This is a genomic window from Kitasatospora sp. NPDC059812, from assembly GCF_042732075.1.
In the GTDB taxonomy this organism is placed as follows: domain Bacteria; phylum Actinomycetota; class Actinomycetes; order Streptomycetales; family Streptomycetaceae; genus Kitasatospora.
Genome location: NZ_JBHWIO010000055.1, coordinates 1 through 23,446, shown reverse-complemented (window position 1 = coordinate 23,446; position 23,446 = coordinate 1). Strand labels below are relative to the sequence as shown.

Sequence of the window (23,446 nt, the reverse complement as noted above, 5' to 3'; positions counted from 1 at the left end):
CGGCTTACCTGGGGGGGGTCGGGGGCCATCTGTGGGCCCCCAGCGGTCCACCGGTAGGCGCCTCACTGTCTTCTCGGGCTGGGACGCTAGATGGACACGAGTCCGGACTGATCGAAGTTGCTTGCCCATTCCCTGATGATTCCGATCATCTGGTCCCAAGCTCCTGTCAGCAACAGGACTCCTACGACGACCAGCATGCCGCCACCCAGCCTCATGACCAAGAGGTAATGCCGTTTCACCCAGCCGAATGCTCCGAGTGCGCCACGGAAGGCGACTGCCGTCACCAGAAAGGGAAGGCCCAGGCCTACGCAGTAGGCGGCGCTGAGCAGGGCTCCCCGTCCGGCGCTCGCCTGTTCCATGGCGAGCACCTGTACTGCGCTGAGTGTCGGTCCCAGGCATGGTGTCCATCCCACGCCGAAGACCACGCCGAGCACGGGGGCTCCGATCAAACCGACAATCGGCCGTCGGTGCAATCTGAACTCGCGCTGAGCAAATTTCGGCAGCAAGCCGGCGAACGTCAATCCCATGAGGATTGCAAAAGCTCCGGACACTTGTTGAATAATACGCTGATGCTGCTGGAGGAAATATCCGAACGATCCAAATAATGCTCCTGCGGATACGAACACGATCGTGAATCCTGCAACGAAGAGGGTGGCGCCGAGTAGAACTCGGCCGCGTTTTCTACCCTCGGCGTCGGCAAGGTCCGCAGCAGAGAATCCAGTGACATAGGACAAGTAGCCTGGAACGAGAGGGAGGACGCAAGGAGAAAGGAACGACACAAGGCCTCCGAGCATCGCCACCGGGATTGCGAGGAATAGAGCACCGGTGAAGATGGTCTGACTCCCGTCGAAAGCCAGAACGACTCGCGCTGTCTCGCTCACGACGCCACCGCGATCACGGCAAAACGCACCTTTTGTCGAAAGGCGGACAACGAGACGAGCGCGTGAGGGCGCTGAATCAGAGTGCAGCACATGAAACAAAGCCTCTCACGGTGGTGGACGGGGCTTGAATGCAGGGGCGACCGACCGTACTTGGCCAGGGCCAGGGCAGCGGTGTGCACCTCTCCACTCACTCCCGTGGCCTGCCGGTCAGACCCCACGCCTCGTCGACCGGGACAGCCGGCTTCTGGTGCCCGCCGCCTGCGCGGCGGATGGAGGTATACCGGGAGATGAGCGAGGCCGACGACTGCGTGATCGGCGGCACCCTGCGCCACTGGTGGCTGCGCGCGCAGCTCTACCGAAACCCAGAGGGCGACCGCATCCACGCCGCCGTCCGGGCTGGCACCACCCCCGGCACCTCCGTGGCGCGGGCGGCAGCGGGACCGCGGCGGCGCGGGGCGGCACCGACCTGGTGGCCGCCGTCGACGCACTGGCGCGCGGCCTGCTTGGATACAGGTGTGAACAGCGGCAGCCATCAGGAATCGGGCCTCTCGAAGAGCGTCTGGAGCGATACCGACTTCGAGGAGATGGGCTGGCACGACGCCACCGTCCACGGCCTGTACGTGCAGCAGACGCAAGACGTCCTGCCCCGGCTTCTGCTCGACCTCGACTACATCGTCCGCTGGGTCCACCCGGTCCGGCCGGCAAAGAACTTCTCCTTCTGGATCGCCCCCGCGACGCTCGTCTTCGAAGAGGTCTGGGACCTTGAGGGCGACCTCGGTTTCAAGGGCATGCATCCGGAGCTGGAGATCGACTCGGTGCACCGGCTGGCGCCGGACGACGGCAGGCAGGACTGGCCGCAATGGCACGTCGAAGGCCACTCGTTCGACCTGAGGTTCCGCGCGTCGGGCTTCCGTCAGTACTTCCGCGATACCCCGCGCCTCACGTCGGTCCAGGCCCTGTCCGCAACCGAGCGCGGAGGCTGCTGCTTCACCGAGGTTGGTTTCGGCTGAGCAGGTTCGGTCTCGCGTCCTCGACCGGGAGCGGGTGACACCACTCGGCAGTACGCCACAGGCCCCGTCCCGAACCCGGTCTGGCCTGAGTTCAACTCCCGGCCGGTGGCGCCCGAAGTGAACCGCCGATTACGGTCGCCACCGCTGACCGGCTTCGGACCGTCGGCGAGCGGCTGAGCGTCCTGCCCGCCCGCCTGCCGGCCAGGGCGGAGGTGCCGTCGCCGGCCCACGCACCCCCACGGCGCCGCGCTCGGACTCGGACTCGGACTCGGACTCGGACTCGGACTCGGACTCGGACTCGACTGACGCTGGGGCGGCCGGCGGCCCTGACACCGGCCACGGGGCGCCTGGCCACCGGTGTGTGACCGCCACGGCGGCCGGGCTCTGAACCCCGGTGGCACGGGTCCGGACGGTGAAGAGGGGGATGTCCACCGCCCTGACCGCGTTCCCGACCACCGGTCCTCTTCTCACCCCGATCCGCCCCCGCAAACCACCGCACCCGGATTCCCGCGGGCCCGTCCGACAGGCCTGCCGGTCCACGGCGCCCGGTTCACGGCGCCCGGTCTCGGCTGACGCCGACCGTTACCGTTCCGCGCGACGGGGCAAGGGGCAAGGGGCGGGGTGGGGGTCAGGTGAGTGCTTCCACGAGGTGGGCGCAGCGCGCCGGGTCCTCGGTGAAGCCGGCGCGCAGGCCCCACATCCAGTACTCGGCGGCTCGCAGTAGTGCCCATTTGCGGGCGCGGTCGGGGTCGAGGTCCGCGGCGTCGGCCAGGGCGTCGATGCCCCATTGGACGCGGGAGGGGCCGAGTTCGTCGAACCGGCTCCACAGCAGGGGTGCGACCTGGTATTCGAGGACGCCGCGTACGATCAGCGGGTCGACGACGGACCAGTGCCCGTCGGGGGTGCGCAGGACCTGGTCGTAGTGGAGGTCGTTGTTGACCAGGACGGTGTAGTCGTCGTGGGACAGTTCCTCGGCCAGGTCCAGTGCGCGGTCGAGTGTGTGTCGGGGTATCGGGCGGCCGAGTTCTTCCCACTGGGCGGGGAGTTCCCGTCGGTGGCCCGCGGCGATGTCTGCGGTCGTGCGCAGGCCGTGGGGTGGTTCGACGGCCAGCCGCCGTAGCAGTGTCCCGATCACGGGGACCGCCTGTGTCAGTGGTACGTCCCGGAGCGGGCGGGTGTGGTCGAGGCGTTGCAGCAGCATGACGCCCGCCGTGGTGTCGGTGTCGAGCAGGCGGACCGCGCCGTGGCCGTCACACAGGCGCAGGGCGAGTACCTGTTCCTGCATCTGCCGGTCGGGCCACGTGACTTTCAGGGCCGGCGGCTCGCCGCCCCGGCGGACCGGCACGACGAGGCTGTTGTAGCCGTGCATGGGCGGCCCGTCGACCTTCAGGTCCCAGCGCTCGCACCAATGGGCGACGGTGTCCGGCAGCGCCATCAGCCACCGGCGGCCCGCTTCGCCCTCGTGTTGCCAGCGGCCGAAGGCCCGAAGGGACTCGGGTACCTGCGTCAGGCGGTGTTGTTGCGGACTCCCGGAAGTCACAGCGTCTCCATCCAACGTCTCCGTCACAGCCTGGTCCAGGCCTTGTCGCCGGGCCGTTCCTCGCCGATCCCGCGGCGCGGCGCGTCCGCAGGGGCGGTCGAGCCGACAGGAGATCCTACGCAGCGGCTCCCCGGATGCCCTTGTGTGTCCTGGCAGTTCACGGCGAGTGCCGGAGAACCCCGTACGGATTCAGGACAGGTGCACCTGCGCAGAGGCACTGCGCCACCCGTAAGCCGCATCCACGACCTCACGGGACAGAACACCTGACGCCGACCGTTCTGTGGCCCGGGCGGGCAGCCGCCGGGAAGCACCCCCTGGCCGTCTCTGCCCCCCTACACCCGGGAAACAGTCCCCGACCGTCCCACAGCCCGGGCGGGCAGCCGCCGGGCGGGGTTGTGCAACAGGTCGTCAACAGGTTTCCGTGAAAGGGCCACGCGACCGTGGCCCGTGGGCGGATCATGTTCGGGTGCCGATCATCCCGAACCCGCCCCCGTCCCCGCCCGCCAGACCCCCCTCCTGGGAAGACCGGCTGGAGGCCTGGGTCGGGATATGCGCCGCCCGACTCTCCTTGTGGGGCCACGACTTCACCGACGGAGCATGGCCCGACACCGAAGACCTCGCCGTCCTCCTCGCCCGGACCGTGCACGAAGTCGCCGAGATCCCCTCGATGCGGCCGGCCCACCACGCCCTGACCGCCGCACTCGCCCGCGTCCACGCCGCCGAACGCTGGCTCCGCCCCTACAACGCGGCCTCTCCCTCCATGGCCTGCCACCACCTGCGCCAGGCCGCCGAACACCTCCACACCGCCCACCGCCACCTCACCGACACCGCACCCCAAGGCCGCCCCAGCCCACCACCCCGACGAGGCCCCGCTTCCCCAAGCCCCTGACCACACCAACAACCCGGCAACCCGGCGACGGACCGCCAGCCGGCCACAACCGGACGACGGGACGACGGCGCGGCGGCGGCAGGGCGGCACGGCGGCGACGACGGCCGACAGGAGAACCCCGACAACAGGCCACGGGCGACGGCGGCGCCGAAGAAAGCAGCAGCCGGGACGCCGTCACCCCCCGAGGCGCAGCAGAACAGGACGACCGACGCCGGCCACGCCGGGGCACCGCAGGGATGGAACATCACCACGCTCTTGAGCCCGCGGCCGGCATGCCGTTAGGGTCGCCAGGCGCCGTCTCACGAACTGGATCTCCGGAAAAAGTCTTCATGCCTCGCAGGTCACCGGGCGAGATAAGGTCCCACCTGCCGCAGCGCTTCCCCCGCGACCGACCCGCAGTCGTCCGCAGGCCTCCTGTCATCCGAGGGCTTTCGGCCAGCGCCAATCGCCAGATCGCCCGGTTCGAGCAGGCCTACGGACTACACTCTGGCACTGTCGCTCACGCATTCGGGAGCTGGGCCCGAACCGGTCGGCGCCCGCGTCGCGACCTGGCGCCGTGGTACGGATACGACGATACGGACCTGCGGAGCGGGTACTACCACGTCAGAACCCTGCTGGAACGGGCCGTCCGGGCCCTGCAAACCCGGGCCCGCCGAGAACTGCGCAGAGAACTCGGGCCTCTCGACGAACGCATCCTCGCCCGGACAGTCAACGACCCGTTCGCACCACATGGCCTTCCCTGGTGGAAACGACGGATCGAGATATGACAAGAGGAGAACACGGACGGGCACCGGGCCACCGGCCACCCCGGCCCGCACCACCGAAAACCCGCAGGTCACACCCCCTGGTCTCCCACGGAACCGCCTGCCTCATAAGCCACCGACGCTGGTCGAACGAGGGAGCAACACCCAGCGGAACCGGTGAAGTCAGAGGGGGGCCGGGCGATTCGGAGGAGGGCTGGGCAAAGCCGCGGGAGAGGCGATCGCCGCCCCGCACGCGATGCGGGCGCGGCCGGGCAGGCCACGCGCCACAGGCACCCCTGAGGTAGCGGCATCGGCGCGCGGAACGGGAAATCTTCCTGTCGCGGACGGCTTTGAAGGGTCGTCCGTACGGGAGTACGCCGAAGAATTTCCTGCCAGGCGGCGCTGACGAGGCCTGATACCCACTGCTACCGGCAACCCGGGAGCGGGGGTGACCATGACGCGATCAACCCGCACACCCGGCACTCCACCGGCACGCACTGGCCCTCACACGGGCTCCGAACCCGGACGGTGACGGCGGACCTGAGCAACCACGCCCCGGGACGACGGCGAGCGGGCACGGCGGAGCGTCCCCGACCGACGACGCGTCAGACACCGAGCGCGGGCCGCCAAGGAGACGGTGGGGTCATCGGTGATCCCCGAGCCACCGCGGTCCCGCCGCCGTCGGCGAACCGGACCCGGCACCCACACGGGACGCCGGCGGGCCCGGACGGCCCGCCGGCAGGAGGGGGTGCCCAACACCCCAGACGCCCCTGGAAGAGACTGGTGTTGTCCTGGAAGGAGATCTGGGGGACGAACCCGGACTCGCCGGCGCCGTCCTCGCCGACCGGTTACGCAAGGCCGAAGAACAGGCCCAGCCGTCCGGGCATTGGGTGCTGTGGCGCCGGCCGCACCAGAACTCGGCGGCCAGGTCGCCGACCTGGGCGGCCCGGTTTGTTCAGCGTCGTCGCGCCGGCGCCGGTGAGGACCAGCGCCACTGGCGGGTAGCCCTCGCGGGCGTGCCCGGGGTAGGCCCGGCGCCACCAGTGGACCATCCGCTCGCAGGCCTCCTCCTCAGCCGGCTCTGTTCACGAGAACGGGCAGCATTTCGACGTCGGTTCCGGAGACCGTAGGCGGTAGGCGGTAGGCGGTAGGCGGTAGGCGGTAGGCGGTAGGCGGTAGGCGGTCACAGCCTCGCCGGAATGTTCACGAGCCCCAAGAGCACCTGGGCCTGCTGGGCGTTCCCCGTCGACCAAGGGCGCGGGGCCGGTGTGGGCCAGCAGCTGGGCGGGAGCGCGCCGTGCTGGGCTATGGATGTACCCGCCACCAGCGGTCCGCCTCAGCACGAGCCACTTCGGCGTCGTACTGCCTCGCGTCGAAGTGGAGCTCCGGCGGAGGGTAGGGCACAGGGGTGTTCGCCTCCCACGGAACCTCCCAGTCCGACCACTGCACGATCTCCCCGGACCGCTGCACGACCACGCTCAGGAAGCCGCAGCAGCCACCGCTGCACTCCGGTTCCCCCAGCTCCACACGGCGCGCCTCGCCGGTCGCCCGGAGAAGACCGGGGCTGCCGGCCGGCAGCGCATCAGCCGCGTACGGTCCGCGGCCGCCTTCGCGCACCGCCTCTTCGACCACGTCCTCGCCGTTGACCCAGAGCCGCAACTGGGCAGCGAACCGAGGTCCCGCCGACAACAACCCTGATCTCCAGATGATCGAACATCAGACCACCCCAGGGGGCGGGCTGACATCGACGCGCGGCTCAGCCGACGCCTGCCCATATGCGCCCAGGGGCGGCCCGAGCGCAGGCCACCCCTTTCACCGCTGCTCTGCCTTCCCAGGCGGGCGGGGAGCGCCAGGGCGACGCAGTGGCGAATACCCGGGTCCGGGTGAGCGGCGTGGGCCAGGACGGCCGGGAGCCCGGCCGTCCTGACGGACGTAGAAGAGGCCGGAATCCCGGCTCCAGCCGATCAGGTCCCAGCCGGGGCCAAGCAGCGCGGTGGCGTTGCGGATCAGGTCGTACCGGCCCAGGCCGCGCAGGTACGGCTCCGGTGGCGGGCGCAGCAGGTCGGCGCCGTGCTGGCGCGGCAGTGCGGCCGGTGAGGCGGTCCCGACCGGCTCGGGGGCGGGCTGCCCGTGGTCCTGGTGCTGGTCGGCGGCTTCGGTTTCGCCTCGCGAGGCGAATGGGGCCGGCTCCTGGCCGTCGTCGAGGCCGGGGATGGGGGCGTTCAGGTCGAAGGCGGGGATTTCCACAGGTCGATCCGCTCCAGCATCCTGCGGTGGCGGCGCTCGTCCTCGGTGAGGTCGGGCCGGCGTGCCTTGTCGCGGATCTTCTGGCCGATCGAGTAGGCGCGGTGGCTGTAGCCGGGCAGCCGCAGCGCCAGTTCCTCGAAGGCTGCGACTGGGTCGCCGGTGGCGGTCTCCTCCAGGAAGGCGGCGAGCTTGCGGCGCAGCGTGTCGGCGATGCCGAGGAGGTAGCGGCCATCTTCTCCCCGGCGGGCGAGGTCGTCGTCGTCCTGGATGGCGGCCGCGGGTGCAGCGGGGGTAGCGGGTGCAGCGCTGCCGCGGTGCGGCTGCGGGGCCGGGTGCAGCGGACTCGTCTGCTGCTGCTTCGCGGGCCTTGGCCTTGGCGCGGTCGGCCTTGCTGCGGCATGAGCGGGGGCAGTACTGCTTCGGGCGCCCGGTGGGGCTCTTTGGTGCCGGGTTGGAGCAGCCGGGGCGGGCGCACTGCGGGGCCTGGCCCGCGTCGTCGGCCAGTTGGTCGGTGGCGGCGGTCGGCGGGGCGCTGTCCGTTCCGGGATCGTGGCCGCCGAGGTGAGCCGCTTGCCCAGGTTTCGCCCCGTCTCCGGCAGCGGGGCGAAACCTGCCGGCCGACTGCCGGGACAAGGGGAACGGCATGCTGTCCGGTCTCGGTGAAGGCGGCGAACGATGCGCTCGACAGGGCGAACCGGTCGACGGGGTCTCAAGCAACGTGGCGAACAGCAGGTCACCGTGCCAACCCGGCAGAAGATCTCCCAAGTTCCGCCGTGATCACGACAGGCAGCCTTCGCCGCCTTCACGAAGAACGGACAGCCCTCACCGGCAGTGCCCAGCCTCCTCGCAGACGGTCGCGGGAGCGCACCTGCAAGTCAGCTGGGCATAGCGGCTAGCTCAGGAAGAACTGCTGGAAACTGGCGTACTGGCCGCTCTGGTCCTGGCATCCGAAGTGCCGCAGGCCGTAGTTGCTGTCATCGATACACAAGCCCGTAGCCACGTTCCGCAGGACCACGGAGCCGTTGGGCTGTGCATACAGGTAGAACTGCTGGAAACTGGCGTACTGGCCATTCGGGTCCTGGCATCCGAAGTGCCGCAGGCCGTAGTTGCTGTCATCGATACACAAGCCCGTAGCCGCGCTGTGCAGGGACCAGGTCTGACCGTTGTTGGACACTACGGTGAACTGCTGAAAAACGGCGTACTGGCCGCTCTGGTCCTGGCATCCGAAGTGCCGCAGGCCGTAGTTGCTGTCATCGATACACAGGCCCGTAGCCGCGCTGCGCAGGACCAGGGTGCCGTTGGGCGCATTGACCCGTGGGTGCTGGCCGCTGATCTGCGTTGAGGTCGTACTGGCCGTTGCGGTGCCAGCTCCGGCGAACGCAAGGGCCGGCAGCGTGACGGCCGCAGCCACTATGCGGGCCATGCGACCCAGTGTCCTTTTGGCGATGTTCAACGTACCCCCTGTAGTGATCAGACATGGTGTCGCCGCCTGTCCCCGCAACAGTGAAGTGGTACGGACAGCCCGTCCTCCACACTGTCCACGATGAGCAGGACATCCATTCCGGGTGGAAGTTCCTTGCGCTGCAAAGGCGTTGAAGCATCTCAGCAAAGCACGCGCCTACCGCTGGAGAGAAGAGTCGCGGACGGGCCATGACCCAATGGCTGATTCCGAAGCCGGGCGTCCGGCGAGGCACCGTTGACGCGGTCAGTCCGCCGTGGAGAACCGCGCGCCACCTTCGCCAACCTCGCCGGATGAACTCGGCGCGGTCCGCCACCTTGCTCCGGACTCCGCCTGCTTCACCGGCACCGGACAGCATGCAGCGCTGCACGGCGCTGCTCGGGTAGCACGGGTGGCAGTCGGTGCAGCGCCACCATGGCGCAGTACTGCGACCGGCCGGCCGTTCTGCAGGACGGCCGGCCGCAGGGTGCAACGGGGATCGCACGGGCCCTGACCTGCGATGGGGAGTTTGGGCGGGGCGAAACTCACCGGCCGGGCGTGACCTTGGTGGCGCTGGTGAGTTCACCGGTCATGACGAATGTGACTGTGCTGCCGGCACGCGACGACGAACACGACGGCGGCGACGCGCGGCTGGCGGTGTTCGCCGCCGAGCGGGCCGCCCGAGCGGCCGACCTCGCCGCCCGGGCGCAGCAGGACGCGGCGGGGGAGGACGAGGCGGATCGGGCTGCGGCGCAGCAGCAGGCGCGGTTGGCGGCCGCGGTAGGGATCGCGGCGGCTTCGGCGAGCAGGGCGGTGGTGTGGGTATCGGAGTTGGCCGCCCGTACCGGCAGCCGGGACCTGGGTGAGTACGCGGCCGCCGTGCTCGCCTGCGGCCGGGACCTGGACCCCGAGGACGACGACCACGGCGGCGTGCCCGCCGACACCGCCTTCGTGCTCAGCGGGCTGGTGCTGGCCGGCGAGACCGGGCTGAGCACCGGCGAGGGCCTCGCCCTGGCGGCGGTAGGCGCGATCGCCCTCGCGATGCCCCGCACCATCACCACCGGCGACCCAGCCCAACAGCTGCCCGAGCTCGCCCACCACCTCGACCAAGCCGTGGACGCCGGCCGCACCGCGGCGTAGCGCTCCCGGTCCGTACGGTGGCCCGTTCCCTCGGTTCAGGGGGCGGGCCATCACCGTGACCTGCGGAGGCCCTCGTCACGGGGCTTCCTCGTCCGTGGGGCATGATCTTGAACATGGATGAACCGGCAGTGGAGCTGCTCTCGCGGCTGTGGGAGGAGCACGTCCAACGGGCGTTTCCTCCGCATCTTCGGGGTCGAGACATCGACGGCGAAGACCTGGTACTGCTGGACGCGTTCACCGCCGGCGGTGTTTCCTCGGTCCTGTCAGGGCACCTCGATGAGAACCGTCGCGGGACCTTGCTCGCGTGCCTCGCGGCCCTTGAGAAGGTCCTGCCGTCTCTTGGTGACGAGGGCGGCGGAGCCGAGTACTACGAGCGTCTGCACGAGATGGCGGTGCTTGCAGCCGAACTCGGGAACGCAAGGTCCCGGTAGCGTCAAGCACTGAGCCATGCCTCTGCTGCCCGGGGTGATCCGGCTGTACCACCCCTGTCCCAGATCCGGCTGCGACGTCGCCGCCTGGGCGAACAGGCTGGGACGGCCCCAGCACTTGTCGCTCTTCGTCGTCGCCGTCGTCGGTGCTCTCCGGCGGCAGCTTGACGATCCGCCGGAACCGGCCGGCGGCCTGCGCGAGCATCGCGAACGCCAGCCCCAGGGACTCGTCCGCCGGCGGAACGCCAGAGTCGGCGCCACCGGGGAGGACGGCGACCGCTGCTGGCAGTCCTTCCTCCGCCGCTTCGACATCGAGCACACACTCCGCCTGTTCAAGCAGACGCTGGGCAGGACGAAGCCCAGGCTGCGAAGCCCGGAAGCCGCAGACCGCTGGACGTGGCTGGTGATCGCCGCCCACACCCAGCTCCGGCTCGCCCGCCCCCTGGCCGCCGACCTCCGCCGACCACGGGAGAAGCGGACCGAGTCGAACAGGCTGACGCCCGCGCGGGTGCGGCGCGGGTTCAGGAACCTCCACGCGCAGACCCCGACGCCAGCGCGTGCACCAAAACCGTCCCGCCCCGGCCCCGGACGCCCGCTCGGTTCGCGAAACAGCGGCTCGGCAACCCGTCACGATGTGGGACGGGTCCTCGCCGGCGGCGAGCCCTACATCCGGCCGGCCCACCACCAACAGAGAACCAAACCCCGGCGAACCGGATAGGCCGTGTCGGACCGCGCCTCAACCCGAGCAGGGTGGCCTACGCCGCGGCCATGCCGAAGATCAGATTGAGCAACGACACCGAGAAGACCTTCGGGATCTGGGTCGAGCCGTGGGGCGAGGACTACTGGATGAAGCCCAAGGAGAAGTTCACGATCGTCACGGACACCCCCAAGGACACGGACTCCGACGAGGCACCGTTCGAGGTCGTCTTCCATGACCAGGGCGCCAGCGTGTGGGTGAACATCGGCTACGAGGCCACCGTCTAGGACCACTCGGGCAACGGGCTCGACTGCGGGCATCAGCGTCCCGTCGAAGTCCTGCGCGCCTGGACCGAAGCCTCCGAGGCTGCTGCGGATCACTCCGGCCTGACGCCGGAGCTTCAGGAGACAGCCCTCAGTGAGGCGGAGACCATGCGGTGGCGACTCTCAAGGGCCGAAGCCGCCGAGCAGGAGGCGCAGTCCGGCTGACAACGAGTTCGGAGGCGCGGACCCCCCAACGGGCACCTGCCTGCCCATCGGCAGCTCAACGGCCGATGCCAGAGGTAAAACGGCAAGCTCAGGGGGCACGCAGCACATGCCCACTGGCCGGCCCCGAAGCGAAGACGTGGCACGACGGGCCGGACGGCAGCTCAGCAACCGCCGCAGCCGCCACCCGGAGCCGGAGGGGGCGGCCGGCCCCGCCCTCGATGGCTCGCGTGGGACATGGTTCACGGTCCGTGCGAGCCATCGAGAGGCGCAAACGGCAGCCGAGTCGCCCACTGCCCCGGCGTCACGGCCAGGGCCAGGGACAGGGCGGCCGTCCTCCCGACGATCAAGCCCTAATTCCATCACCGTGGCTGATGGGCTACAGGAAGCCGCGCATAAATGGCCTTGAATTCGGGTCCTCCGATTCGGGCTTCTGGAGGGGGTGGCAGGTGTGCAGAATCCTCCTGTCGGGAATTCCTGTCGCAGGTGCCGTGTGGTCCGCGCTGCGGCGAGGTTGGCGCCGGCAGCTGTGCAGCTGACGGGCGGCCGGCAGCGGAGCGTCCCACTCGGCCAGCAAGCGCCCGGCCCACCAACACTGCTCACCACCGGACCGGCAGGCAGGTCTGCTGGCCCAGTGAGAACCAGCCCTCATGCCCGTGACCGGCCCCGATGGCCAGGCTATTCCCCATCCCTGATGGGGTGCGGTGGCGGAACTGGGTCGGATGAGCACTTCTATGGCCGGCCCAGCGCCTCGTACAGAGCAACGAGTTTCGGCATCTGCAGGGACAACGGTGGGAGTGTGGCGTACAACGGCATGACAGGGCCTGACCGCCGGCATGTGTTGTGCAGCCGACCGCGCGAGGCGTCCAATAGACCCGGGGGGACCAGTGGAAACACAGCGGGTGGTCAAACGGAGTCCGTGGTTCGCGAGGCTTCCGATTGCGTTCGTAGCTATCAGTTTTCTACTGCTTTTCTACACGCTGATAAGGAATAATTTAAAGCACCCTGCTGGGATATGGAAGCTCGAGCTGTTGGATACTCAGTCCGCTGTCACAGCGGTCCTTGCTTCGGTAGGGGCCGTACTTGCGCGCGCTCAGTACGCACGGACGGTCAGGCCCGCACTGGGTTGGTTTGGCCGCGTTGTGGCTGGCATGGCTCCAGATCAGCAGCTCGTATGGGCATGCCAGGCCATGAACGGTGCTCAAGACGTGGCCGTGCTGACAAGGATCGACTACTGGGTTAAGTTCTCCGCTACGGCGAAAGCTGACGGCGCCATGGATTCCGCCCGTTGGGGAACGTGCCACGATGTGGTGACCATGCTAACAGCACGGGGCCTGAAGGACGGCGAGGACTTCTCACTTCAATTAATCTCTCCCGGTCGGCCGATTCCGGCACAAGGCCTAATGTTTATCGGCTGGTTTACAGAGAAAGCCATGGTAGAGATCGACGACGTTTCCATATGTGTACAGGTAGCAGACCGAGTTGGTGACACTCACGAACGGGTCATGGACCTATTGAAGGGCGCGATCCGCTCGCCGAAGAATCCCAGCGCTTCACCCTTCTGATGATGATCGAGGAGCGTAACCGGCCACCCGGACAACGTGCGGACACCCCCGCCGCGCACCCGGCCGACTGCGCCTGCGCACGGTGCGGGTCGGTACCTGGCCGGGCTCGCGGGGCGTCAGTTGTCGCCCGCCCGGGACAGAACGCGCGGCCGGCACGTCGTCACCGGCCCGCCCTCCCGGACGTAACCGAACCCCGCACCGACCACGGCTGGTGCGGGGTTCGGCGACGACGGCGGCGATCCGCACGACCGGCGGCCACGGCGCCACCGGCCCGTGGACGTCGAACTCACCAGCCGCGGTGCCAGCCACGAAGACCAGGGCGGGCACGATGGATACCGGCACGGGCGAGGAGAAGACGGATGCGCACCGAGGACATCGGGGTCGGCGAGACCTACATCGCGAGCATCCCCCAACGGCTCCCGGCACAGCCGGCGGTCACGAGCGCCGCAAGGTGACTGGCCGACATGCAACTGCACCTCGTCCGCGGCCGGCGCATCACGGTGACCGTGACCGGCTTACGAGATCACCGGCATCGTCAGGGACCCGGACAGCCGCGCCGTCGTCTTCCCCGGCACGGTCGTCCACACCATCCCGGCCCGCTGGCTGCGCCCGCAGGACGAGCGCCTGGAGCTCCATCCGGGCACGGGCCACTTCCACCGCGCCCTGGTGTGCCGGGACGCGGACGGGATGACGCCGACCCAGATCGACCGGGCGGCGGCGAAGGCACTGGAACAGCTCCACCACGTCAGGGGCCTGGCCCTGGACGACCAGACGTTCGACCGGTCGGTGCTCACCGCCGACGCGGACCACCGGGAGTGGCTGCGGATCGCCGAACGCGTGCGGGAGGCCGGGCCGGCCGCCTACAGCCCGCGGGCCGATCCCGACGCCGTGGAACACCCACCGCTGATCCGCTTCCGTGAGGGCCCCTGACGCCGTGTCCTGTCCCAGGTCCGACGCGAAACGCTGTCACTTGAGGTGGGGCCGTCCCGGCAAACCAGGCGTACCGGGCTTGCCGGGACGGTGCTGAGACAGGGAAGCCCGAAGCGGGGCCCCGAACCAGGGCTGTGCGCGGATGGCCGGTCCCTCGCGTTTTTAGTGCGTGGAACCGGCTTCCTCTGTCCAAGGCGCGCTCCAGGAAGTGGGCCGCCCCCGTGCCCGGCTGGCAGCGGCGTTCAGGCACGGCCTCGATATAGGAGACAGTCCGCTTGTGCTCGATGCCGGACCCTAGTACCAACCAGTGCAGGCGATGTTGTAGGTCCACTGAGGGTTTGTGTAGGGGCTTCCGAGCCACTCGCTCGCGCCGCACGCCCGGTACCAGACACCGCCGTCGTCGTACTTCTCAGGCAGGGAGGCGCCGGTTTGGGTGTAGATCCGGTTGACGAACGAGTCCCATGTCTTGCCGCCGTTGTACGAACGGTCGTAGTAATAGGCAACCGTATTGCCGTCGAGTGCTTGGAGCCAGCTGTCGACGTAGTTGTGCCCGTCGCTCTTCGTGTAGCGATGAATCTGCACGGTGTTCCCGAACTGAGTCCCTGGACGCCAGGTGGCCTCGTTCGTCACGTCCGTAACGGTCCTGGAGGTCGCCGCCGCTGTGCCGACGGCCGGTCCCACGAGCGCGGCCGACACAGCCAGCATCACGGTCGCTGACACCAGTCCCATCCGCTTCGCCATAATCCACCCCTCTCCATTGCTGATATGCCTATGTCAACATCGATGGCCGACGCAACCACCAGCCCCGCCACGAGTTGGCCGGAAGGTCGCGATAATGAACCGGAAACCCTCTGTGACCGGACACGGTGACCAAGCCGCGCAAGCGGCCGGACGTTTCGGCCGCCGAGCTGGAGAGCGCGCCGGGCCCGAACGGATACCCGGTCGAGGCGTGGCGGGCGCCGGTGACCCACGGGCACGGCCGCGCCCCTGCTGCGCGAGGCCACACATGGAACTTCCGGCCGATCAGCGTCGCCACCCGCGCGCCGGTCCACACCTGGTCCTCGTCCCAGCCGTGAGCGGCCGGGCCCTGCTCAAGGTAGGCGGCCAGCTTCTCCTGGCAGCGCGCGGACAGCTTGCAACGCCGGCCGCTCGTCCCTCGTGAGGCCAGGGCCGCCACCCCGCCCTCCATCCACTCCTGGCGCCACCGATAGGCCGACTTCGAGCTCACCCGCAACCTGCGGGCGACCTCCGGCGGCCCCAGCCCATCGGCGAACAACCCGGCGGCCTCCAGCCGCACCTCCTCGCGACGCTGGCGACCTTTCGCCGTCAGCCCGCCCCCATCCACATATCGCATACCTACGACATAGCGCGCAAGTGACCATCAGTCAGCTACATGAACAGGCCAATCACCCCGAAGCGCCGAAGTCAGTAACTCCTGCACGACCTCGCCGGGTTGGTCGGCCAGGCGGTTGGTCCGGCGATGGTAGCGCTCGACGACTCCGGGAATCTGCTCGCGGAACGTCTGCCGCGGGCGGCAGAGCACCGGGCACACCGTCGCCGCAACCTCACCGAGACGACGACCCGCGGTCCGTCCACTGGCACGTCCGCGACCACCCTCCCGTGGAACCCGTGCCCCGCCCCGTAGGCGTCCCGCATGCGGGGCACGGCGCCGGATCGTCCCGGGTCTGCGCTGTCACCCGGATCCAGCCGGCTTCATCTGCCACGTCCTCGATGACCAGTGTCGACAACCCCGAAAACACCACACTCACAGGCTCGTTGACATCCAGCACGCCATGCCAACGATGCCGGTGACCCTTCGGTACCACCGATTACGGGACAGGGCCGAATTCATGACACTCCCGTTCCGGGACGGCGGTGCGCAGGGCGGCGGTCAGGCGGGTTGGGCAGGGCAGAGGATGGTGGTCTGCAGTGCGGGCAGGCCTTGTTGCCAGTTCTGGTCCTTCGCCTGGGTCGCGTTGTTGAACTCGTAGTAGATGTAGGGCACCCAGTTGAGGTTGAGCTGCTGGCGGCAGGAGAGGTCCGCGGGAATCTGGACGCCGACCTTCACGGTACGGGTGGCTCCCGGGGGAATCGGCGTGTTGAGGTGGAGCGCCGCGTTCTTGTCGGTGTGGGTGCAGTCGGTGATGTCGCCGGTGCAGGAGACGACGGCGTAGGCGTTCTGGTTCTGGTTCTCGGGCCAGGTCGCCTGAAGGAACTCGTAGACGAAGTTGATGTCGGTCGACTCGGTGTTGGTCAGGGACAGGGTGACGGTCAGCAGCGTGCCCGCCGTTGCGGTGTGCTGGTCCACGTACACGGCTGCCCCGGGGACGGCGGCGGCGTCCGGGGGGAGCGGCGGAAGGTGCGGGGTGGGCAGAAGGTACGGGGCCAGCGGGGTGGGGGCGGCCGTCGCGGCGGGTGCCTGGGCGAGCAGAACGGTGACGGCCGTCGCGGCGGCGGCCAGGGCTGCTGCCGGGCGAAGGGTACGTGAACCAGCTATCCGGGAGCTCCTGTATCGTCAATGGTCAGGCGGATAGAAGGAATTGACGTGCAGTCGGTTTCGGATCCGGAACCGGATCCAGCTGGGTTTCCGATCCCGGGGGCAGGCTGCCATTGGTCCGCCGGCAGGCCGGCCCCCAGGGTGGCCGGATCCGCTCACTTGCGAAAACGCGTGTGCTGCTCCTGGCCGAGCTGCCCGTCGCCGCAGTAGATGCGCGGTTTACCGTGACGGGTGGTCGGGCCGCTCATGCCGAGCCGCCCGTGCATGCGGCGGCCACCGCCGTGCCTGCCGCAAAGACTGCGTTTCGCGCTGATCCGGTTTGCTGCCGGGGTGGGTGCGGCGCTCCCCGGCCCACCCCGGCGCACCAGCTGGTGCTGGTACGCCGGGGTTCCCAAGTGGTTAGAAGTGCTTCCAGACGCCGCACGAGGAGAGGCGACTGCCGTTCCAGTTGCAAATCCTGGCCTGCACGATGCGGTAATTGTAGGTTCGCGCCTTTGATCCCAGGCCGTCGAGGGTGATGGCGTGCGGTTCACCGTTGGAGAGGTAGAGATCCAGGCCCGCGCCGATGCCATCGTCACTGTCATCGGTGATTGTCCCGATCGCGCCTTCCACATAGGCGTAGTCGCACAGGCCGCGGTCGCAGCTCGACCAGCCGGTCCCAGCGGCACTGGCCGGGCTGGCGGCCAGCAGTATCGTCGCCGCGAGAACGGGTAGTACCGCCCCTGCCGCTCGCTTGATCATTAGAGCCTCCTTCTTTCGTGCTTCCTGCCGAGTGATCCGGTTCCGATTCCTTGGCAGCGTGCCCCGGTGTGGCCATCCCCCTGGCGCCGCGCTCTCGGAGGGGACTCCGCCGGCGTGCTCAGCCGATCGTGCCCATACGCGCAGACGGCTGTTTCACGGGACCCTGCAAGTTGTCCGAAGAGCCGGTGGAGACTCCACAGTGCGGCCTGTTTGATTGTCCATCTACAAGGGGCCGATCGATGGCCAAGTGGGCAGCGGACAATCCGGTTTGGCCGCGGACAAGGGCAAGGGGGCACGGGGTGGCTGGTGCTGGACGTCCGCAGGGGCGGTTCGAGGGGGAGCCCGAGGAGGCGGATGCCCTGGCCCGGTTCGTGCGGGAGGTGACGTCGGGGGGGCACTGTCCGCGAGCTTGCCCGGCGCTACCCCGTCGGCAAGACCAGTTGGGGCGAGTACCGCTGCGCGGAGAAGGACATTCCGTGGCACCTGCTCCATCCCGGTCAGTCCTGGAACGGCGGCCAGGTCTACGGGTGGGACTGCAACGGGCCGGACTGGCAGAATTGGGCCCTCGCCTCGGTGAACGGTCGGACCGGGGGCCGCCACCTACGACGCGCGAACCCTGGACGCGGTACTGCAGGACAGCAACGGCAGCGCCATCACCCGCTACTCGTGGCAAGGATGGGACCACCAGCCCAGGAACCAGCAGTGGTATTTCACCGACACGGGCCAAATCGTGAACGCCTGGAACGGGCACTGCCTGGACGCACACCCCGCACCGGCTTGAGGTTCCCCCGAGGTGCGGAAGGTTGCCGGACATGGCCTGATGGACCATGAGAAGGGAGTCTCTGTCATGGCTGTACCGATGAAATACCCGCCCGAGTTGTGGCAGCGCGCTGTTCCCGCGTACCGGGCTACCGATCCGAAGCCCGTGATCCGGCAGATGGCCCGCGATCTCGGAGTTCACCACGAGGCCCTGCGGAACTGGATCCGTCAGGACGAGGCGGACCGGGGCGAGCGTGACGACCGGCTGACCACCATGGAGAAGGAAGAGCTGGCCGTTCTGCGCAAGGAGAACGCCGAGCTTCGCCGGTCCTGCGAGATCCTCAAGGCCGCCTCAATGCCGCTCAGTTAAGCGCATACCCGTGCATCACTGGCGGTTCGGCGATGAGGATCTGGCAGTCAGCTCTGATGGACGGGCTGAGTTGGTCACGACGTTTCGGGGCGTATCTGCTCCTTGAAGGTCTGCGCTGGCGGGGGCACTGCCGGAGCCCACGCTTGGGAAACCTGTCGCGAAGGAGTTCGTCGAGGAAGTCATCGCGCTCCTGCCGTTGCTGCCGTGTGGTGAGTAGGGCTCTGGGGCGGGCCGCGGACGGCAGCGAGCAGCTCGTGGCCCCCGTGCCCGGAGTGGGCACGGGGGCGGTGAGGTGGCCGGCGCGGCTGCACACCCTGGCGGGCGGGGACGCGGGCGGCGATTTCTGGTACTGGCGGGCGGTGGCGCGTGATGCGGCGGTCCTCCCCGAGGTGGTGGAGGTCGCGCATGCGCTGCTGGATCCGGTGATGGCCGAGTTGGTGTGGCGGGACAGCGGGACAGCGGGACAGCGGGGCCGGGCGGCCCCGGGCGCTGCCGGCGGACGGGGCGTTCTGCCGGCGGCTGGGCGAGCGGGTGGGGCGCCGGCGGCTGGGGCCGCTGGCCGCGGTCGACTTCGACGGGCCGCTGACTGCCTGGATGGGCGTCTGCACGCCGACCCGGGCCTCGGCGGGGCCGATCGTGGCGATCAGGCGGGTGAGCAGTTCGTCGGGGTCGGGTGGGCCGTCACTCGCGGCGTACTCGCCGAGGGCTTCGGCGCGTTCGGCGAGCAGCGCGTGGGCGGAGGCGTGGACCAGGTCGGCCTTGCTGCGGTAGTGGGCGTAGATCGAGCCGGCCGAGAGGCCGGACTCGGCCGTGATGTCGGCGATCGAGGTCCGCTCCAGGCCGTTGCGGCTGAAGCAGCGTACGGCGGCCTCGGTGATCTGGGTGCGCCGGAGTTCTTTGCGTGTGTCGGTGAGCCGTGGCACTGCGCCCTGTGTCAAGAAGAATTGACGTTCTGCTGGCGGAGGGGGCTGTACAGAATCTCTGCTCTGTTTTGGTGCGGGGGCGGGTCGGCGGGGGCGGGTCGCGGGTGGACGAGCCCGGCCCGGGAAGCGGCCCGGGGGTGTGCTGCCCGTTCCCGTGAACGGGGCCGGACGCCGGGGCCTCGCGGCACGGGGACACCGCGGTGCGCGGCCTAAGGTCCTTTGAGCGTTGGCGATCTGACGGTCTGTCGGTTCGTGGGCGCGGCGGCTAACGTACGGGTGCAGACTTGATGACGCTTCGTCACCAAGTACCGCCGTGGGTCCGCCACGGCCTGCGCAGTACGGACGGGACTCCATGCCCGGACGCACCCACACCTGCCGAAGACGTCCATCGTGCGACTGGAGGCCTCATGAATCCCCTCTCCGTTTCCCGCCGGCGGCGCCTGCGCGCTTGCAGCGCCGCGTGCGCCGCGATGGCGTGTGCCGTCGCCCTCGGTGCCGCGACACCGGCGCACGCCTTCAGCGGAGGCAACCACGAGAAGATCACCCGGGCCGCCCTGGGCCCGGGGGGCTGGCACCCGAACTCGCTGACGGCGATGGCGGACGGGAACTCAGGCGCGATCGTCGCCAACGACCACGGCGAGTACTTCGGCATCGGCAAGCTCCACTGCGACAACGCCGACTACCTCGACCCCCGGTACGACAGCCGCTACCCCCGCACCCGCGAGCAGGCCAACGCCGAGATCATCGACTGCGTCGAGGGCTCCATCGACCACGTCAGGAGGGCCGTGGCCGCCGCGGACCGGCTGGTCGACGCGAACGGGCGCGTCATCGCCACCCAGACCTCCATCTCCCCGGCCTGCTCGTGGAACGACCGGCCGGGACGGGCGAAGTGCGAGGTGCTGGAAGACCTGGGCCGCGGCTGGCACCAGATCGAGGACTTCTACGCCCACAGCAACTGGATCGACCAGGCCGGCCCGGGAGCCATCGGCGTCAAGAACCCTCCCGGCCTGGGGCGCACCGACCTGCCCGCGTTCTTCTCCATCGGTCGTTACAGCTCCATGAGCAGGGCGGACTGGGTCAAGGACGCCACCGGCCACATCCCCCACGACCTGGCGACGGGCTGCTATCCGGACCGCGACCACAGCGGCACGGTTTCCAACTGCACGGGCCGCACCACGCATGACGGGGTCCTGAACAAGGACACGAAGGACAGTCCCCGCTCGGTCGTCGCCCACAACTTCGACCACGCCTACGACCTCGCCGTCAAGGACATCGCACGCCAGTGGAAGGACTTCAAGGACGAGCTTCAGCGCAGGTATCCGAACAACGGCCGGGCACAGGCGATGATCTGCGCCATCACCCACGACCACCCGGACAAGACCTGCTCCTGACACACCACCACGGCACCGGCCAGGCCGGCCCGAACGACCCGAACGGCCAGGCCGGCCCGACCACACCCGCCGGTGGGACGAGGAGACCGGCGGACCCGATGTCCCGCATCGCGCAACGGGAGGAAGGCCCCGCGTGTCCCCTCGACGCACAGCCTCGAGGATCGCCGCCGCGGCGGCGGCCGCACCGGCACACGCGACAGCGGCCGACCGGGCCGGCTTCGTCATGGACAAGGCCCAGTCCAACCGGATGTCCCCGAACAGAGACCGGTTCCACACCTACGACGCACCGGTCGGCGCGATGAGCGCCTACCCCGGCTTCGCACACACCGGCAACGACGCGCTCAAGCGGCGGGAGGCCGCGGCCTTCCTGGCGAACGTCAGCCATGAGACCGGCGGCCTGCGCCACGTCGTGGAGCAGCACACCGCCAACTACCCGACGTACTGCGACACCGCCCGCCCCTACGGGTGTCCGGCGGGACTCGCGACCCACTACGGACGAGGGCCGCTCCAACTCAGCTGGAACTCCACCTGCAAAGCGGCGGGAGACGCCCTGCACATCGACCTGCTCCACCACCCCGACCTGCTCCAGACCAACCCCCGGATCGCGTGGAAGAGCGCGCTCTGGCACTGGAACACCCAGTCCGGCCCCGGCTCCATGACGACCCACCACGCGATCGTCACCCGGGCCGGATCCGGCCAGACGATCCGCAGCATCAACGGCGCCGTGGAATGCAGCGGCAGGAACACCGCCGAGATACAGGACAGGGTCAACCTGTACCAGCGGTCCGCACGCGTCCTCGGTACCTCCCCCGGCACCAACCTGACCTGCTGAACGGAACGGAGAAGTCATGCGCGGATTCCTGACCAGACTGTTCGTCGCGGCGGCCGCCGCCGCACTGACCGCGGTACTGCCGAGCGCGAGCGCGGCGACGGGCGCGGCGACGGGCGCGACCGTCACGGGTGTGGCAGCGCCGGCCCGCACCGCGACGGTCGCGGCCGCCGCGGTCAACCACACGGTGACGTTCGTGAACCACTCGTCGCAGAAGCTGTGGATCGGAAGCGGCGTCAACGCCGACGGGTCGAAGCAGTTCACCCGGCTACCGGTCCTGGCTCCCGGCCAGTCGGCGACGGTGACGATCCCCGAGACCACCGCCCCGTTCCACTGGCGTGGGAAGTTCTTCGCACGCCAAGGATGCGGCGGGACCCCCGGCAGCACCTTCCACTGCCAGGTGGCCGACTGCGGCCCGGCCGCCGACCACTGCACGACGGGCGAACAACCCGCCAGCCTCGCGGAGTTCAACTTCGACGCCAAGGACGGCGCCGCCCCCTGGTACGACGTGAGCTACGTGAACGCGTTCTCGCTGCCGATCACGATCACTCCGGTGAACGCCACGACCCCCGCCGGCGGAGGCTGCGACACACGGGGCTGCGCGGCGAACCTGCTGCCCTACTGCCCGCCCGCCGACCTGACGCGCGGGCCGGACGGCAAGCCGATGCTGTGCACCAACCCCAGCCGGGACACCCCCAGCAGCTACAGCCGCGCGCTCAGCGCGAAATGCCCTAAGGCCTACACGTGGTCCAAGCAGGACCAGACACCGGGCAACAAGGTCATGCAGCAGTGCAGCCGCTGCAGCGGCTTCACCGTCACCTTCGGCCCCACCGCGTGAGCCACCCGCCCCGGACCCCGGCCCCCAGACTCCAGGGCCGCCGCGGCCCCCGTCACGACCGAAGAGAGGAACGCCTTGCCACGCCGAATGCGCCTGTTCACCGCCCTGCTCGCGGTACTCACCTGCCTCACCGTCGGCAGTGCGGCCGACGCGACCGCCGCCCCGGCGAAGAAGAAAGGCGTGAGCGCCTGGAACTTCACCGACGTCACCAAGGCGCTGGCCGACTCCAGGGCCGGCTGGTTCTACACCTGGGCCTCGGACCGCCAACAGATCAAACCGCCGGCCGGCGTCGAGTTCGTCCCCATGATCTGGGGCGCGGGCTCGGTGACCGACGCACAACTGCGAACAGCCAGGCAGGAAGGCACGACCCTGCTCGGATTCAACGAACCCGACCTGCCGGCACAGGCCAACATGAGCGTGACCAGGGCCCTCGACCTGTGGCCCCGGCTCCAGTCGACCGGGATGCGCCTGGGCGCACCCGCGGTGGCGGGCGGCGGCGACGCCGCGGGCGGCTGGCTCGACCAGTTCATGAAGGGCGCCGCCGCCCGCCACGACAAGGTCGACTTCATCCCCCTGCACTGATACGGCTCGGACTTTCGCGCCGACGCCGCGACCGGTCAACTGCGCAACTACCTCCAAGCCGTGTACAACCGCTACAAGAAACCGATCTGGCTCACCGAGTACGCCCTGACCGACTTCTCCAGCGGCACCCCGAAGTACCCGACACCGGAACAACAGGCCGCGTTCGTGACGAAGTCGACCGCCATGCTCCAGGGACTCCCCTTCGTCGAGCGCTACGCGTGGTTCACCCTCTCCGCGGACCGTGGCGGCACCGGCCTCTACAACCGGGCGACCCCCAACCGGGTGGGGACCGCCTACCGCGCAGCCGGCTGAGCACACACCCCACCCCCGTCCACGCACGGACGCGGGCGACCACGACGCCCGGACCGGCGCAGAACCAGGAGTGTCGGCGAGCCCGGCGGGTGGACCGACGTGTCCACCCACCCGGCGCCCGCCCGCCGCCCGACCCCGCGGGCCGCCGCTGCGCGCGCCCGCCCGCCCCCCGCCCCCCCGGCGCGGGTCGCCCCGGCGCGCCCCCCCCCCC

General features: G+C 69.4%; 21 protein-coding genes and 3 pseudogenes. 13 read left to right on the top strand and 11 right to left on the bottom strand.

Features of this window, described 5'->3' with window-relative positions; all coding sequences use genetic code 11:
* Positions 1-86 precede the first annotated feature (86 nt).
* Positions 87-881, bottom strand: coding sequence for a cytochrome c biogenesis CcdA family protein (locus ACFV6D_RS25020; RefSeq protein ID WP_380495542.1), 795 nt, complete (start codon positions 879-881; stop codon positions 87-89).
* Positions 882-1,168: 287 nt separating this feature from the next.
* Here ACFV6D_RS25020 and ACFV6D_RS25015 point away from each other — a divergent pair, with 287 nt between their 5' ends.
* A complete protein-coding gene (locus tag ACFV6D_RS25015) occupies positions 1,169-1,891 on the top strand; it encodes a hypothetical protein (RefSeq protein WP_380561159.1) in 723 nt (240 codons plus the stop codon).
* A gap of 628 nt (positions 1,892-2,519) precedes the next feature.
* Here ACFV6D_RS25015 and ACFV6D_RS25010 read toward each other — a convergent pair.
* Complete coding sequence (locus ACFV6D_RS25010) at positions 2,520-3,431, bottom strand: aminoglycoside phosphotransferase family protein (RefSeq protein WP_380561158.1); 912 nt, start codon at positions 3,429-3,431, stop codon at positions 2,520-2,522.
* A gap of 466 nt (positions 3,432-3,897) precedes the next feature.
* Between ACFV6D_RS25010 and ACFV6D_RS25005 the strand changes: the two genes are divergently transcribed.
* Entirely contained in the window at positions 3,898-4,320 is a 423-nt protein-coding gene (locus tag ACFV6D_RS25005) for a hypothetical protein (RefSeq protein ID WP_380561157.1), read from the top strand.
* A gap of 2,048 nt (positions 4,321-6,368) precedes the next feature.
* Here the strand turns inward: ACFV6D_RS25005 and ACFV6D_RS25000 are convergent.
* The 3 genes from ACFV6D_RS25000 to ACFV6D_RS24990 all read right to left on the bottom strand — a co-directional run bounded on the left by ACFV6D_RS25000 (position 6,369) and on the right by ACFV6D_RS24990 (position 8,733).
* The gene (locus ACFV6D_RS25000; RefSeq protein ID WP_380561156.1) at positions 6,369-6,722 is read right to left on the bottom strand and encodes a hypothetical protein; all 354 of its coding nucleotides are present in this window, start codon (positions 6,720-6,722) and stop codon (positions 6,369-6,371) included.
* A 153-nt stretch (positions 6,723-6,875) separates the two neighbouring features.
* The gene (locus tag ACFV6D_RS24995) at positions 6,876-7,310 is read right to left on the bottom strand and encodes a hypothetical protein (protein WP_380561155.1); all 435 of its coding nucleotides are present in this window, start codon (positions 7,308-7,310) and stop codon (positions 6,876-6,878) included.
* 892 nt (positions 7,311-8,202) lie between these two features.
* Positions 8,203-8,733, bottom strand: coding sequence for an RICIN domain-containing protein (locus ACFV6D_RS24990; RefSeq protein WP_380561154.1), 531 nt, complete (start codon positions 8,731-8,733; stop codon positions 8,203-8,205).
* A 606-nt stretch (positions 8,734-9,339) separates the two neighbouring features.
* On the opposite strand from ACFV6D_RS24990, the gene ACFV6D_RS24985 reads away from it, so the two are divergent.
* The 6 genes and pseudogenes from ACFV6D_RS24985 (at position 9,340) to ACFV6D_RS24960 (ending at position 13,993) form a co-directional block, all read left to right on the top strand.
* A complete protein-coding gene (locus ACFV6D_RS24985) occupies positions 9,340-9,888 on the top strand; it encodes a hypothetical protein (protein ID WP_380561153.1) in 549 nt (182 codons plus the stop codon).
* 113 nt (positions 9,889-10,001) lie between these two features.
* A complete protein-coding gene (locus ACFV6D_RS24980; RefSeq protein ID WP_380342225.1) occupies positions 10,002-10,319 on the top strand; it encodes a hypothetical protein in 318 nt (105 codons plus the stop codon).
* Positions 10,320-10,557: 238 nt separating this feature from the next.
* Positions 10,558-11,034, top strand: a pseudogene (locus ACFV6D_RS24975) (transposase); the annotation flags it as partial.
* 50 nt (positions 11,035-11,084) lie between these two features.
* Positions 11,085-11,300: a hypothetical protein gene (locus ACFV6D_RS24970; protein WP_380434400.1), complete on the top strand. Its 216-nt coding sequence runs from the start codon at positions 11,085-11,087 to the stop codon at positions 11,298-11,300.
* Between the two features lie 1,349 nt (positions 11,301-12,649).
* Positions 12,650-13,063, top strand: coding sequence for a hypothetical protein (locus ACFV6D_RS24965; RefSeq protein WP_380561152.1), 414 nt, complete (start codon positions 12,650-12,652; stop codon positions 13,061-13,063).
* 687 nt (positions 13,064-13,750) lie between these two features.
* Positions 13,751-13,993 (top strand): hypothetical protein, encoded by a 243-nt coding sequence (locus tag ACFV6D_RS24960; protein ID WP_380561151.1) that lies wholly within the window; start codon positions 13,751-13,753, stop codon positions 13,991-13,993.
* Positions 13,994-14,287: 294 nt separating this feature from the next.
* Here the strand turns inward: ACFV6D_RS24960 and ACFV6D_RS24955 are convergent, their stop codons facing one another.
* The 5 genes and pseudogenes from ACFV6D_RS24955 to ACFV6D_RS24935 all read right to left on the bottom strand — a co-directional run bounded on the left by ACFV6D_RS24955 (position 14,288) and on the right by ACFV6D_RS24935 (position 17,231).
* On the bottom strand, positions 14,288-14,734 hold the full coding sequence (locus ACFV6D_RS24955; protein WP_380342216.1) for a hypothetical protein: 447 nt from the start codon (positions 14,732-14,734) through the stop codon (positions 14,288-14,290).
* Between the two features lie 28 nt (positions 14,735-14,762).
* Positions 14,763-15,347 carry a transposase gene (locus tag ACFV6D_RS24950; RefSeq protein WP_380429223.1) on the bottom strand — a complete coding sequence of 195 codons (585 nt, stop codon included), beginning with the start codon at positions 15,345-15,347 and terminating at the stop codon, positions 14,763-14,765.
* Positions 15,348-15,422: 75 nt separating this feature from the next.
* Positions 15,423-15,753, bottom strand: a pseudogene (locus tag ACFV6D_RS24945) (transposase family protein); the annotation flags it as partial.
* A gap of 131 nt (positions 15,754-15,884) precedes the next feature.
* Positions 15,885-16,301: a hypothetical protein gene (locus ACFV6D_RS24940; RefSeq protein WP_380561150.1), complete on the bottom strand. Its 417-nt coding sequence runs from the start codon at positions 16,299-16,301 to the stop codon at positions 15,885-15,887.
* A gap of 588 nt (positions 16,302-16,889) precedes the next feature.
* Positions 16,890-17,231, bottom strand: a complete 342-nt coding sequence (locus tag ACFV6D_RS24935) for a hypothetical protein (protein WP_331745277.1) — start codon at positions 17,229-17,231, stop codon at positions 16,890-16,892.
* A gap of 847 nt (positions 17,232-18,078) precedes the next feature.
* Between ACFV6D_RS24935 and ACFV6D_RS24930 the strand changes: the two genes are divergently transcribed.
* Positions 18,079-18,360, top strand: coding sequence for a transposase (locus ACFV6D_RS24930; protein WP_380561149.1), 282 nt, complete (start codon positions 18,079-18,081; stop codon positions 18,358-18,360).
* A gap of 179 nt (positions 18,361-18,539) precedes the next feature.
* Here the strand turns inward: ACFV6D_RS24930 and ACFV6D_RS24925 are convergent, their stop codons facing one another.
* Positions 18,540-19,283 (bottom strand): TetR/AcrR family transcriptional regulator, encoded by a 744-nt coding sequence (locus ACFV6D_RS24925; RefSeq protein ID WP_380561148.1) that lies wholly within the window; start codon positions 19,281-19,283, stop codon positions 18,540-18,542.
* A gap of 407 nt (positions 19,284-19,690) precedes the next feature.
* On the opposite strand from ACFV6D_RS24925, the gene ACFV6D_RS24920 reads away from it, so the two are divergent.
* The 4 genes and pseudogenes from ACFV6D_RS24920 (at position 19,691) to ACFV6D_RS24905 (ending at position 23,235) form a co-directional block, all read left to right on the top strand.
* Positions 19,691-20,674: a hypothetical protein gene (locus ACFV6D_RS24920; protein ID WP_380561147.1), complete on the top strand. Its 984-nt coding sequence runs from the start codon at positions 19,691-19,693 to the stop codon at positions 20,672-20,674.
* 133 nt (positions 20,675-20,807) lie between these two features.
* Positions 20,808-21,506, top strand: a complete 699-nt coding sequence (locus ACFV6D_RS24915; RefSeq protein WP_380561146.1) for a chitinase — start codon at positions 20,808-20,810, stop codon at positions 21,504-21,506.
* Between the two features lie 16 nt (positions 21,507-21,522).
* A complete protein-coding gene (locus ACFV6D_RS24910; RefSeq protein ID WP_380496322.1) occupies positions 21,523-22,341 on the top strand; it encodes a thaumatin family protein in 819 nt (272 codons plus the stop codon).
* 87 nt (positions 22,342-22,428) lie between these two features.
* Positions 22,429-23,235, top strand: a pseudogene (locus tag ACFV6D_RS24905) (glycosyl hydrolase).
* The last annotated feature ends 211 nt before the right edge of the window (positions 23,236-23,446 follow it).